Raw genomic sequence first — 13,815 nt, 5'->3', positions numbered from 1 at the left:
ACCGAAAGGACCCTGAGTGAAAATCGTTTTTCTGGTGGACTCTCTCCACAGCATCGCCGCCGGTAGCGAGCGGCAAATTTACAAGCTGGTTGAGGGCTTGGTTGCCAGCGGCCATCAGGTGAAGCTCGTGCTCCTACGTCATACTGGGTTCACCAGAGGGAACTTCGACTTCCCTTGTCCTGTGGAGTGCTTAGAGGTAAGCAGTATAGTAAGTGTATCCGCCGCCAAGAAATTACTTGCGCTAAAAAGTAGGCTAAAGAGCGAATCCGTAGATCTGGTTCATGCCTACTTTCCGGACAGTTGCTTGCTGGGACCTTTGTATCTTAAAAGCGACAGATTAAAAGTCTTTACTTCACGACGAGATATGGGCTTGATTTATAAAGGCAAGCCGGCAGCGTTATACCGCCTGCTGCGCCACAGAACCGATGGCGTGATATCCAACTCTAAGGCAGTCGCGGAGCTCGTAAGAGAGAAAGAGCACCTCAGTACTAAAGCGAGCTTTGTCGCCTATAATGGCATTGAACCTTTTGACGTTGAAGTCGAAGGCACGGGAGAGGCCATTTACCAGTCAACTGACTCAATCAAACTGATATTGGTTGCAAATATCAAGCCCGTAAAGCGCAACTTGGACGCCGTAAAAGCCGTCAGACGTTTGCTGGAAAAGGGGCACAGTGTAGAGTTGGCCCTTGTGGGCAAGGCCCAGGATAAGCAATACGTGGAAGAGATCAAAGCCTACATTGCCGAGACAGAGCTGGAGTCCACTATACATTGGCTGGGGCAGGTGCAAGAGCCACGCCGATTATTAAAACAAGCTGATATTGGGCTGCTGGTATCAGAATCTGAAGGCCTTTCGAACACCCTTATGGAGTATATGCAGGTTGGTCTCCCCGTGGTGGCGACCAACGTGGGGGGAAACCCAGAGCTGGTCGAGGGTGGAGTAACCGGAGCACTGGTAGAGAAAGGTCAAGTAGATGAAATTGTGGCAGCAATCAGTCATCTAGCCTCAGACAAAAAACTTCAGAGGGCAATGGGAGAGGCCGGGATGCGTAAGATGACCGATGAGTTCTCGATTACTGCCATGGTCCGCCATCACGAGGCTTTCTACTCTTCTAATAAGCCCGAGAAAAAGGATAGCGCTAATGCAATCGCTGGATAAGGCCATAGGTAGCTTAGCTTACCGTCTTTGGGAAACCAAAGAGGGCGGGCGCCGTTTGAAAGAGCTAAACAGTCTGAAAGAAGCCCAGTACCTCACCGGAGAAAAGCTCAAGCAACTTCAGTCGGACAGGCTCACGGCGCTACTGCGTCACGCTCACAAGACCAGTCCCTGGTATCGGCCCCTTATCGAACAGTCAAAAATAGATCTGACAGAGAATGTCGAGCCGAACGAGCTACGGCATCTACCAATTACCACCAAGGCAGACATTCGCAACAACACCGACCGCTTTATTAGCGAAGAATACGATGTCAAAACACTTAACCGAGCGAAGACAGGCGGATCGACCGGTGTCTCTTTGAATCTGTATTTTGATGAACGCTGTCAACAATGGCGTAACGCCGCACAGATGTATGCAGACAACTTGGCCGGTTGGGAGCCGGGCACTCGGGTAGCCGCCGTCTGGGGGAACCCACCGGTGGCTAAAACATTGAAGCAAAAGCTACGCTCTTATTTACTGGAGCGAACCATCTACCTGGATACGATGGACCTCAATCCTCAGTCCATGGGAGCTTTTGTCAAGCAGTGGAAGTCATTTCAGCCCGAAGTCATCTTCGGCCATGCCCACTCAGTCTACATTTTCGCCAAGTTTCTGGTTGAAAATGAAATTGTCGACCTTCGTCCCAAAGGGGTGGTTGCCACCTCCATGATGTTGCTCGACCACGAAAGAGGCGTTATAGAACAAGCTTTCTCGGCCAAGGTCACCAATCGTTACGGATGCGAAGAAGTTGGCTTGATCGCTGTGGAGTGTGAAAAGCACAAGGGTATGCATATCAACTCCCCACACATCGTACTCGAATGCCTCGACGCCAATGACCAGCCGGTGCAGCCAGGGGAGGCCGGAAAGTTGGTCATAACCGACCTGAACAATTACGCCATGCCATTAATTCGTTACAGAGTCGAAGATGTAGGCGTACTGAGCGCCGATCAATGCGAGTGCGGAAGAACTCTGCCGCTTCTGGATCGCCTGGAAGGCCGTGTCGCCGACTTTCTGAAGAAGCCCGATGGAGGACAGGTTGCTGGAGTCTCCTTAGTGGAAAGAACTTTAACCAAGGTTCCGGGTGTTGAGCAAATGCAGCTGCTCCAGGAAGAGCTGAATGAAATAATTATTAGGCGAGTGAGGGGCAAAGATTTCTCAGAGCAAACAGACATACAACTGATCAATGAGTTCAGGGAAGTGTTTGACGGGTCGGTCAAGCTAAAGATTGAAGATGTGGATACAATACCTCAGGAAGTTTCGGGGAAGTACAGATTTTCAATATGTAAAGTTGATTGAGTTAAGACCCTGTATATGACTATCGCATTGGAATAAAGCCATGTCTTACAAAGACTGCATACATAGAATAATGAATTTCAGTGGATTAATATCTTTGGCTCATTTTGTTAATAGAAAAAAGCCAAAGATACTGATGTTTCATCGAATATCCGATGGACATAACAAGTTGGGAATTGACCAAGAACTATTTGAGGCGCAAATTGGTTATATTGCTAAAAACTTCGATGTTATTAGCATGAAGCAAATGGTTGATGAACTCCGCTCCGGTACGATACATAACAATGCAGTCGCGATAACCTTTGATGATGGTCATGCGGATTTTTACAAACTGGCATGGCCGATGTTGAAGCGCTATAAGTTAAGTGCAACGCTATACATAACTACAGGTTTTATCGATCAAACCTGCTGGCTCTGGCCTGACGCGCTGCGGTATATGGTTGAGAACACAAAAGAAGATAATTGCCGTATAGATGATGGATCCAACAAAAAGGTAGAACTAGCATTCCCGGATTCCGCTTGGAGCCGATTGGCTGACTACGCGCTTTCGTTAGGAGTAGAACAGCGGCAACGATTTCTTGAGAAGCTGTCTGAAAAGCTTAATGTCCCACTACCTGACTATCCGGTCGAACCCTACTTTGGGTGCAGTTGGTCTCAAATAAGAGAAATGGTAGCCGAGGGGCTGGACGTGGGAAGTCATAGTATAACTCACCCTATACTTAGCGCTCTGAGCAAAGCCGATCTCGAAAAAGAGCTTTATGGATCTGGCAAGAAAATTGAGAAAGAGTTAGGTTTTTTTCCGGAGGGCATCTGTTACCCAAATGGTGCTCCACAAGATATTAGTGAGCAAGTAATTGAAAGCGCAAAAATCCTAGGTTATCAGTACGGCCTCATGGCTTATCCATGTGGTGTTAACTCCGATAGACTCATGACGCTGGGTAGATACCCGGCTCCAACTAGTTTTAATCTCTTCCAGCGAATGATCAATGGCATTAGCAGAGTGGACATGCCAAAGGAGATGAATCGTTGAGAATCGTTCATGTCATCGATAGCGGCGGATTCTATGGCGCGGAGTCTATGCTGACACAGCTGACAAAAGAACAGATCGTTTTAGGTCATTCAGTGCTTGTGTTCAGTATCGGTACTATTGGCGAGGTGGAAAAGAAGATTGAGCACGCTCTACATTTGGCGGATGTAGACGTAAAGCGATGGAGAATGTCAGCAATTCCCACACCTACAAACGTAAAGGAAATGTTAGGATTTCTCAATAACCTTGGGTGCGATGTGGTGCATTCTCATGGGTATAAAGGAAATATTCTTCTAGGTGCGTTGCCGAAGCGATGTCGAAATTTCGCATTGATTTCTACGTTACACGGTTATACGAAACATCCTTTGATAAGCAAAATGACGTTGTATCAGTTCGTGGACAAACTGATGCTAGCAAGAATTGATGCGGTAGCTTTGGTTAGTGAAGCTATGACAGCCACGATCAGAATTATCGGAAACAGACACAACGTCCATGTGGTTCCTAACGGAATTGAAGATATCAATTTGGAAGAAAGTGTACCCAATGAGCCTCTAAGCCAAAATGCAGGAAACGATACCCTGACAATTGGTGCGCTTGGTCGGCTCTCCAAAGAGAAGAATTTTTCGCTGCTACTTCGTGCAATGCCAGATGTACTCAAGAGGTTCCCCAAGGCAAAGTTAGTGATTCATGGTGAAGGGCCACAGCGTAGTGAACTAAATGTGCTCATTAAAAAGTTAGGGTTGAGTTCCTGCGTCCGCATTCTTCCGTACACCAGCGATGTCCTAGGGTTTTTGGAGCGTATTGATGTTTATGTTAACTGTTCGACAACCGAAGGTATGCCTATCAGTTTGTTGGAGGCGATGCGCTCGAGAAAGCTAATAGTCGCAACCGATATCCCTGGGAATAGGGCTCTGCTAGGATCTGTAGATCAAATAGGGGGGCTGTGTGCCTTAGATAAGCAAAGCCTTTCAGGCTCTATCTGCAAAGTTTGGTCTGCGAGCGTCGATGTACACGCTGAACAAATGCGCTTATATCGCAGCGAGTTTCTCAAACAGTATACTTCGCGCGTAATGGCGAAGAGATATGACGAGCTATACAAAGGAGCGATGATAAATTTTGAGAATAGAAGCTAGAGCTATATGGATTACTTGGGAAAAACAGATAAGGAATCAAAGCATGGCCCAAGAGCTAGGCGTTCCGCTGTATGAATTTATTTCTGAGAGAACTCGAATGTTCCGATATGTAGAGCTTTCACTCCGAACTCTGGGAGCGTTACGCGAGAATAAGCCTGAAGTACTTTTCGTGCAGAATCCTTCTATCGTTCTATCGTTTATAGCTATCTTGGTTAGGCCCTTTTTCGGGTTCAAGGCGGTTGTCGATTGTCATAATTCAGGTTTGCACCCGCTGGAGAGGCGTTCGCGCGCGCTAAACCTAGTTGCCGATTGGATCGCTGGCTCCGCCGACCTGACGATTGTTACCAATGCTGCATTGGCATCTGAGGTTCATGACAAGGGCGGAAAAGCGTTTGTTATGCCTGATCCATTGCCCAATATTGAAAGTAAGGGCGAAATCTTGAATATTGAAAGTCCTTCTCTTCTATTCATTTGTACGTGGGCCTTAGATGAGCCCTACCGAGAAGTTATGGAAGCCGCCGAAGGTTTGGATGCAACGATTTATATTACGGGAAACTATAGAAAAGCCATCAAAGAAGATGAGGTGAAAAAGATTCCCAATAACGTCGTTCTTTTGGGGTTTGTAGACAGGGAAACATATGATTCATACTTGAATTCTGTGGACCTCGTTGTTGATCTAACTACCAGAGATAACTGCTTGGTCTGTGGTGCCTATGAAGCGGTTTCCGCTGAAAAGCCCATGGTAATTTCGGATACTAAAATAAACCGAGAGGTCTTCAACCAAGGTGCGATATATACTGAAAATGACTCAGTATCTGTTCGTCGATCGGTGCTGCACGCTATCTCGGACCTGGATCAGCTCGCTGAAGGTGTTGCGCAGTTAAAAAAGCAACGGCAGGAAAGCACATGTAATTTAGTCCGTGAATTAAAAATCGAGCTTAACGTTTAGTGATAGAGAATAAGTGTTCAGTAGTTAACGATACATTTCGAGTTGAAAATCATGACAGATAAAGCGAATCAAAATTTGGTTAGCGTGGTTATGGCTGCTTATAACGCCGAAGATTATGTCGGTGCGGCGATAGGGAGCGTACTGAAGCAGTCTTACGCCGATTTGGAACTGATAGTTGTTAATGATGGATCAACCGACAGAACTGCAGAAAAGATTGAAAAGTACTTAGTCGATAGTAGAGTTAGACTAATTACTCAGAACAATGCAGGGCAAACAATAGCCAAGAACCGTGGGATAGAAGAAGCGCAGGGAGCTTATATAGGTTTCTGCGACGCGGACGATCTTTGGCATGAAGAGAAACTTGAAAAGCAGCTGTCGAAAATTAAATCGGATGAGTCACTAGCAGTAGTCTATTCTGATACATTTCTAATTGATGAAAAAGGCAGTTCGGTAGCCTCTAGCGAAGAAGTACCTATTTATGAAGGTAATCTGCTAGAGAAATTACTTTATAGTAATTTTATTCCATTCGGCACAGTTTTGGTTAGAAGCTCTTGCCTGAGCGAGATAGGTGGATTCAACGAGAGATATAGAATGGGGATTGATTGGGATCTGTGGCTAAGAATTTCGACTAGATGGAAGATATCAGGTGTTCCAGAGAAATTATACTATTACCGACAGTGGCAAGGCCAGATGTCGAGGAACTATGACGGGAGGTATTTAGGTGCGCTCGAGATACTGAAAGAATTCCGGCAAAATCATCCAGGTTATGCTCCCAAAAATATATATGTCGGAGCTACATCTGATATATACGCAAATTATGCATATCATGTTTCACTTTATGAGGGCTACCCGTTGAAGCTTTTCGTGCTTATCGCAAAGTCTATTGCTTGGTCGCCTTTCCGGCTGGCAACTCACAAAAGAGTTGCCCGTGCATTACTAAAACGATTTTAATCAAATGAATAGCGATAGTAAATATTTCATAAAGCTCGCATTGTCGAAAAATCCAGTTTTTCGATTTATCATTGGTTTATGTTTGCTAGCCAACGCATATGTAAGTTATAAAATCGGACGGACTTACTCTTTTTGTCGATCACTTGGAAAGTTTGAGAAGCTTTACGAGAGTGCTATCTTAAACGGTTCATTGCCCCTTCTTTATAGATTCCTAGTCGATGTTAGAACAAGGTTTCTGGAAGTATCTCGTGATGATATATCTAACCCTATTCTTGATTCCTTTCTGAGAACAAACAGGGCGCGTAAGATAAGGCAAATGTACAGAAAATTTGGAATTGAAAATGCCGTTCGAATTCGCTATTTAAACGAAGATGACAACGACCGAGAAGGAAATCTCTTGATTCTCAGTACGCCGAAGACTGATGGTACTGGTGCTATCGTAAAAGGCGTGCTGTATCTACAATACAACAACTCTATCGAAGAGTTTGCCGCTCTGTTCGATTTAAGCGAGCTATATCGTGAATATGTTTTAGTAGTTGAGCCTAGTAGTTGGGGATATAGCGACTTGGGGCTGGAGCTTTTACTCTCAGGTCAGAGCAATATATACGTAATGGCTCAGGACAAGATTGATTTTGACCTAATAACGCTACTAGATTCGAGAATTGTTCCAATTCGCGCCGGCGCTGGCGATTGGATAGATTTGGAAATGCTAAGAAATCACTACGAGTCCGAGACAAAAAATTTCGATGTTTGCATGGTTGCTAGCTGGCGTAAACTCAAGAATCATAAAATATTGTTTAGAGAGCTTGCCAAATTAGGGAAGGGGCTTCGCATAGCGTTAGTGGGTTACTGCTGGGAGGGGCGAACAGCAGGATCTATTCGAAAGGAGCAATATAAATACTATCCTGATTCTTTAGTCTCTATATTCGAAGGCGTGCCCCATGAGTACGTGTTCAAAGTTCTCTCTCAATCCCGAGTGGCGTTGATGCTTTCAGAAAGAGAGGGCGCTAATCGAGGTATATACGAGGCTGTGGCATCTAATATACCGGTTGTGATCTTGTCTGACAATCGAGGGGTCAACAAACAGCTTGAGGAGATCGGCTGCATCTTTTCTGCTGACAGAAAGGACTTGAGGAGGTGTGTGGAAAAACTACTTAAAAGTCCACTTACCTATTCAGTTAAAGATCGGCTATTTTCCACCTCAGGAACCCAGAATACGTGGAAGAAAATTGGAGATTCGTTATCTGAGAATGAGAGTATTTCATGGTATGGTGAGCCCATTATCGTTTCTACGCCGAACTTAAAGTATCGAGACGAGCGCAATAAGAGATTAATGGATAGGCACTACAAAGTTCTGGAAGATCTTATTATTGTTAATTAAAAGGCTGTAGTAACTTTTTGATTTATCCATGGTAGTTTTTAGGAAGAAATCGTTTAGCAATAACGCTGGATTCAGGAGAAAATTTAGATAACATCAAGATGGGTGACATATCGAATATAAAGGAATAACAACGGGGTTTTACAATGAAGACTTGGATAGATCTAACCGACCGACTCCCCTTCCATATAGATGTCGAAAGAATGCGTCGGGAATATGATTTACTAAAAGATGAGAAATGGCTGGGTCATTACGATCCAACGCTATCTCGTGAATGGAAAGCCATTTTGTTAGTGTCGTTGCATGGTGAGTCCGTGGATGAAGAATCTCAGCGGGGCGCTGATGACTATACGAAAATGAAGCGTACAAAGATAGTCGAAAAACTTCCGTACTTTGAAGAGATACTAGACGCATTTAAATGCCGCCAAGGTAGAGTCAGGATATTAAAATTGTCGCCCGGAGCCGGGATAAATATGCACCGGGACATTAGGCACGAGGCGGCTAACATTGCAGTCGGTCGGGTTCGTCTACATATTCCTATTCATACCAACGATAGGGTCACGTTCTTTGTCGGTGGTGAGAAGATAAAAATGTTGCCTGGACGTCTGTATTATGTGAATTTTAGTAAATTACACTATGTGCGTAATGAGGGGGAAACAGACCGCTTGCACCTAGTTTTAGATTTAGAGGTAAATGACTGGTTACGTGACATCTTTCCGTCCATGTCGGTTTTAGAGCGAATAGAGTCAACTATGTATAAATACATTTTGCCAATACAGTGGGATTTGATAAAAGTTCACGGTAAACTTCGAGGCATAGCGTGGAACCTATACAAAGATTCGTTCATACGACAGTTAAGGCATAAATATTTTCCCAAGTAGGGAGGGAATTCTCCTTTAAAAAAGGTAGTGGTTATCGCTTTAATTGTGGTCGGTTAAGTATTAATTATTGACTCGATTCTTACTTTAGGCCTTGGGTAGCGTTTCGGTATAGCCTGTAACAGCAAGCTTTGCGAGAGCTATTGTAAAGCCAGCAGCGAACCACCAATAGACTTCATAAAGGTCCATCCCAAACATACCAAGAGCGAGTCTACACAACACGTAAAGGTTAACGATATAACAAACTTCTGCCAAGAAATGATTTTTCTTCCTGATGTGAATAGCTCTTGAGAGGCGATTAGTTTTAAATAGCATTGCAATAAATATTACAAATGCAAGAAGACCAAAGGGTCCTAAATTAGTAAGAATTTCTAGGTATAAATTGTGAGTGTCTTGAGTTCTCGAAAACTCAATCTCCCTTATATGCGGAAAGGCTTGAACACCTACTCCCAAAGGGTACTTCTTCGCTATCTCCCAAGCGTCTTCTAAAATTTCTATTCTTTTATTTACGGAGCTTCCTCTTTCTTCTTCGGATTGAAACATCGTGTTAAAGCGGTTTTTATAATCCTGAGGAATTATCATAAAAATAACAGGGATTAACACTGCTAAGGCCAATATATTCTTGAGCTTGAACAGCCCTAAGCGCATAACGACAGCCGTCGCTAAAATTAATGTAGCGACATAACCAGTTCTAGACCCGGTGTATAAAACTATGGCAAGTAAGCCTATTATACATCCAATGAAGACATACTTTAGAACCTTGGTTTGAAAGCGATATAAAAATAAGAAGAATGGAAGAGCACTCACAGCCAGTCCTGAAAGGCTGTTTGGATGGCGATATAGTAATGTAACGCCGTGAAGTCGAGGAATACCCTGGTTTTCCCAAATCATTCCGCCTGTGACGATCCCGTGGACGCCCTCTTGAATGATTTTCCCCATAGCTAAAAAAAAGCCTAGTAGTATAATTGCTACATCGTATTTATTCTTAACCAATGTTCCAATGAACAGAGTGAACATAGAGAATTTTAGTATTCGATCCACGAATACAGCGCTACTGGCCTCGGGATTATACGAAAAAATGGTATAGACTATGAAAAATATATAAAGAAAGTATATAGATCTAACAAAACCGTGATGGAAAAAATCTTGGCATTTTTTTTGGTTTGCCCAAGCTATAAGAGATAATGCCACTAACGCCGAACCTACGATAAACTCAATTCTTATAGTGCCTAAAATGTTAATTCTGTTTCCAATCTGCAAAAACCAAATGAATGTATAGAAACTGAGTATCCATACAGGAAATTGGGTGTGTTTTAGTAAATTAAGTGCAGATGCAATCATTTTAGGCTCTGATGCTAAAAAAACGAGTACAAGCCCTTCTGGCTGGGGCAAAAGCGCAGGCTATTTGTGACATCGTATACCCAGATACATTGATTGTGTTGATATTTCTTCCGTAAAAAGGGCTTTTAACTTTCGCTCTCAAGTTAGAGTAACAAATTTTATGTTAACCTGATCACAATCTTAGCAAATCGCCTTACGCTTAATTGAGACGGAGTTCACGCCCCTCGAGTCGACCAGTCGCGCTGGTGGCGCGGAAAACCTCATTTTTAGGGATTCTATAGTAGCCAAATAGAAAATTGAGAATTAATGTAATTATTGATTATATATGAATTGAAGCTAATGCTGTTAGAGTGACGACCTACGCATCAAAATGTTCAATCCTAAACGGTAATTTTTTATATGAATACTCGCACACCCCTCATATTACTATTGCTTATGCCATTCGTTGCTCACAGCGCTGAGCTGATGTATAGGCAGGGTTTCGAAACTCCGATAGAAGACAATCCAGAAATTCAGTGGGAGACCCATGGTTATGAGTTAACTCAGGCTATAGTGGATTATATGCCTCATGAAGGCGAGAAAAGTGTTAGAGGTAACTTCAATCCTGAAGTGATTGATCCTGTTACCAATATGAAAGGCGAGCCCTTTGTTCAACTAAAGCTTAACTTCAAAGATATTCCAGCCTTGGATGGTTGGTATGAGACTACGGACAAAATATACGTAAGTTGGTGGTTCAAACATGACGCCTGTTTTTGGAAGGGGCCAGATTTTGAGAACGATGACCCATTAAGAACTACCGGAAAATTCGCTTTCTTGCGTATGAATGAAGATCCTTCCTCTTCATACTATTTTACTATGAATGGAGGTAAAGACGGAGTTGGGGCTTTGTCGGCCAATAAATGGAATGATTTATGGCAAGAATGGTATGGTCGGCCATCGCTTTGGCTCCGGAATAATCAGTCATGGGGGTCTGACGGGCTGTGGCATAAAATAAGTTTCTTCATAGGAAAAAATGAAGAGGGCCACAAGTACCTTATGTGGTGGATTGACGATAAATTGATGCAATCGGATAGATTTGAAGCTGATGGTAAGCACAGAATTTTCGACGGTTTTACACTAGATAGCATACAGTTTTGGCATTCGTTCTGGAAGAATACTTCTGAATCAATTGAAGCGGAGGGGGCAGGGGTGTGTAATGGCTGGCAAATTGACGATATTCAAATTTGGGATGATATTCCTGCTAGACCTCTGCCACCACGAGCAAGCTAAAAATTTAAGCCTTTCAGCATTATTCGTGAATCAAGTGGATACCAACTACGTTGGCATCCACATTAAAGCTGTGAAAGAAATCTCGGAATAATAGATAAAGTAGCCCACCTCTCTTGTAAATTTTTTTAAAAGTTGTGTCGTTTATTGTCACCGATAGTGAATGTTATCGTCGAATCAATAGCGCCAATTGTAAATTTTATGTAATTATTACAAAACCTGCATCAATTGTAATCTTATTTAGATACATGTTTATTCAACCTAAATTTAGAGTCCCTAGAGTTAGATTTAAGTCTTGCAAGAATAGCTTTAGATGCCAAAGTCAAAGGGTAAGCAGCCAGCATAGATGCGGAGACTACGAACAGTATTTTTGCTAATGCTAGCATGGGTTGAGAATATACTCCCTTCCAGCCGAACGCGATCTCAGTGAAAATAATGAAGAACGAGTGACTTAAATATATACCATACGAGTGTTTTCCACAGTATTTTAATAGCAGGTCGACAGGTTTAAAGTTGTTGTAAAACCACTCAAACAAGGGCGCCAGCGATAGAACTACGAGGATCCCGAAAATCCCTAGCAAGAAATAAAAGGTGTCTGGAGCATAGGCGTGATCTCCCAGCACATAGCTGCGATTTGTTAGTGGGAACGTGATTATAGCAACTAACACAATGGCACAAGCTATTGCGAAAATGAGTAGTTTGTTCTGACGCCAATTAGCTGTTGAAATAAAGGCACCGAGAAAGAAGTATGCACCGTAGACTATTTCTTGAAATATATTGTGTCCCAGCCAGAAGAAATTCGAATGGATAGGATAAATTGTTTGCACAGAGCTTAGAATCAAACCAGGAAGTACACCAAGTAATAAGAGGTAGGTTGAAACCCGGGACGCTATGAATATGATTGGGCATACAAGCGTGCAGAACAAAAGAACACGTAGGTACCATATCTGTCCTAGGGGGAATGGCATCTCTTCGTGACTGGGGGCCAACACTAGTGCTCTCATTAAGTGATTGAAATTAAGATGTTGGAGGTCACTATGGTATGCAGCTGCTATTAATACGGAAACTAAGTATAGTACGTAAAATGGAATCAGAACGCTTAAGCTACGATTAACCAAAAAGGTTGAGGTTTTAGGCTCCTTGCAGTAGAGATGATAGAAAATATATCCGGAGCAAAAAAATAAAACGGACAAAAAGATACCGATATACGAAGTGTACGGTACAAATAGCCATCCTAGTCCTAGATGTCCTAGAACCACCCGTAAGATAGAGGCGCCTCTCAGGCGATCGATAAAAATACTGTCTTGCTTCGATATTGAAAAATTTTGTGTCATAAGTAATATCAAACTCCTTGATTTTATTGCACCGTTAAAAGATTGAGTTTTGATGGGCTATTAAATTATCCAAAGTAGGTCTTCACAAATAATATCTAATAAAGCTAGCTAATTAATTGTATTTCGAGCCTGAAAAAATATTCTCTGGACTAATGTCAGCACTAGTTACTTTTTGGGGCTAATCATTGCCCCTCAAGCGCTTTCCTTAATCTTGAATATAAGTGAACGATTCCTTTTTGATAAAAAACGATGTATGCCCACTATTTTATTGCTCAACTTGTGGAGTTTTCCTCGTTTGGAGGATAGTTTAGATAGTATTTTTCGAACCTCATGAAAGTCGCTTGCTTCTTCTGATACGATGGGGCTTAGATTATCCTTGAACAGCCAATGTGAGCAGTTCATCTCTGTTACATTCCATTCATGTTTTGCAGCACAGATACCAATTGTCTCACCCTCTCCCCAGCCATATCCCTTAAGCTGTAGTTTGCGGGCGATACGATCCCAGTCATATAGGAATTGTGATGTTCGCTTGCTAAATGTGAAAAACATACAAACCTCAGATAAAAATTGTGTGTTCCCTAAGTCTACTCCAAGCGATTTGGCCACCTGTTCTTGAAGTGTTAAGCGTCTTTCGCAACTATTGAAACGTTGGACACCCCTTTCCTCTTCGTACGTCTTCTCTTTTTCAAAACGAGGGAGAAAACTAATGACATTCCATGCTCTAATGGTGTCGAAACTTTTGCTTAAGCTCTGAATAGGCGGTGCCCGAAATAGTCTGCAGTCTGCGTCTAAGTAGCAGCATGATTGAAATCTTAGAAGAGCTTGTGCAATCACATAACGTTTGTCGTGATAACATCCGAATATTGAGTCTGATTTAAAAGGAATAGCCAAAATATTACTGTAACCAGAGAATGTTGTGTGGTCGTCTGTAAGAACAACGAGGGGAGTATTTGGGGCCTTGTTTTTTATGTCGTTTGCAAGGAAAAGCGCCGCAAGTCTATACTCGAGTCCTATTGCCAGGGTACAAAAGCAGAAGTCACTATTAGCCATAATCTCTATCTCACTAAATCCT

General features: G+C 42.8%; 12 protein-coding genes. 9 read left to right on the top strand and 3 right to left on the bottom strand.

What is annotated here, in order from left to right; translation table 11 throughout:
* Window positions 1-16 precede the first annotated feature (16 nt).
* The 8 genes from CMG77_RS05680 to CMG77_RS05645 all read left to right on the top strand — a co-directional run bounded on the left by CMG77_RS05680 (window position 17) and on the right by CMG77_RS05645 (window position 8,805).
* Window positions 17-1,156, top strand: coding sequence for a glycosyltransferase (locus tag CMG77_RS05680; protein WP_286804220.1), 1,140 nt, complete (start codon window positions 17-19; stop codon window positions 1,154-1,156).
* The gene (locus CMG77_RS05675) at window positions 1,140-2,489 is read left to right on the top strand and encodes a phenylacetate--CoA ligase family protein (RefSeq protein ID WP_286804221.1); all 1,350 of its coding nucleotides are present in this window, start codon (window positions 1,140-1,142) and stop codon (window positions 2,487-2,489) included. The genes CMG77_RS05680 and CMG77_RS05675 overlap by 17 nt, the downstream gene beginning before the upstream one ends.
* A 40-nt stretch (window positions 2,490-2,529) precedes the next feature.
* Window positions 2,530-3,516: a polysaccharide deacetylase family protein gene (locus CMG77_RS05670; protein WP_286804222.1), complete on the top strand. Its 987-nt coding sequence runs from the start codon at window positions 2,530-2,532 to the stop codon at window positions 3,514-3,516.
* On the top strand, window positions 3,513-4,646 hold the full coding sequence (locus tag CMG77_RS05665; RefSeq protein ID WP_286903745.1) for a glycosyltransferase: 1,134 nt from the start codon (window positions 3,513-3,515) through the stop codon (window positions 4,644-4,646). The genes CMG77_RS05670 and CMG77_RS05665 overlap by 4 nt, the downstream gene beginning before the upstream one ends.
* Before the next feature lie 43 nt (window positions 4,647-4,689).
* Window positions 4,690-5,595 (top strand): glycosyltransferase, encoded by a 906-nt coding sequence (locus tag CMG77_RS05660; protein WP_286804224.1) that lies wholly within the window; start codon window positions 4,690-4,692, stop codon window positions 5,593-5,595.
* 51 nt (window positions 5,596-5,646) lie between these two features.
* Window positions 5,647-6,546, top strand: coding sequence for a glycosyltransferase family 2 protein (locus CMG77_RS05655; RefSeq protein WP_286804225.1), 900 nt, complete (start codon window positions 5,647-5,649; stop codon window positions 6,544-6,546).
* Between the two features lie 316 nt (window positions 6,547-6,862).
* On the top strand, window positions 6,863-7,927 hold the full coding sequence (locus tag CMG77_RS05650; protein WP_286903744.1) for a glycosyltransferase: 1,065 nt from the start codon (window positions 6,863-6,865) through the stop codon (window positions 7,925-7,927).
* 143 nt (window positions 7,928-8,070) lie between these two features.
* On the top strand, window positions 8,071-8,805 hold the full coding sequence (locus CMG77_RS05645; RefSeq protein WP_286804227.1) for an aspartyl/asparaginyl beta-hydroxylase domain-containing protein: 735 nt from the start codon (window positions 8,071-8,073) through the stop codon (window positions 8,803-8,805).
* An 84-nt stretch (window positions 8,806-8,889) separates the two neighbouring features.
* Here the strand turns inward: CMG77_RS05645 and CMG77_RS05640 are convergent, their stop codons facing one another.
* Entirely contained in the window at window positions 8,890-10,143 is a 1,254-nt protein-coding gene (locus CMG77_RS05640) for an O-antigen ligase family protein (RefSeq protein WP_286804228.1), read from the bottom strand.
* A gap of 399 nt (window positions 10,144-10,542) precedes the next feature.
* Here CMG77_RS05640 and CMG77_RS05635 point away from each other — a divergent pair, with 399 nt between their 5' ends.
* On the top strand, window positions 10,543-11,412 hold the full coding sequence (locus CMG77_RS05635; protein ID WP_286804229.1) for a hypothetical protein: 870 nt from the start codon (window positions 10,543-10,545) through the stop codon (window positions 11,410-11,412).
* A gap of 233 nt (window positions 11,413-11,645) precedes the next feature.
* Here the strand turns inward: CMG77_RS05635 and CMG77_RS15800 are convergent, their stop codons facing one another.
* Together CMG77_RS15800 and CMG77_RS05630 are read right to left on the bottom strand one after the other, a co-directional pair.
* The gene (locus CMG77_RS15800; protein WP_353743458.1) at window positions 11,646-12,743 is read right to left on the bottom strand and encodes an acyltransferase family protein; all 1,098 of its coding nucleotides are present in this window, start codon (window positions 12,741-12,743) and stop codon (window positions 11,646-11,648) included.
* A gap of 192 nt (window positions 12,744-12,935) precedes the next feature.
* Window positions 12,936-13,793 (bottom strand): hypothetical protein, encoded by an 858-nt coding sequence (locus CMG77_RS05630; protein WP_286804230.1) that lies wholly within the window; start codon window positions 13,791-13,793, stop codon window positions 12,936-12,938.
* Window positions 13,794-13,815 lie beyond the last annotated feature (22 nt).

The sequence above is a fragment of the Marinimicrobium sp. genome (genome assembly GCF_002695945.1).
GTDB lineage: Bacteria > Pseudomonadota > Gammaproteobacteria > Pseudomonadales > Cellvibrionaceae > Marinimicrobium > Marinimicrobium koreense.
The sequence above is the reverse complement of the archived record's forward strand: the minus strand, read 5'-3'. Positions and strand labels throughout refer to the sequence as shown.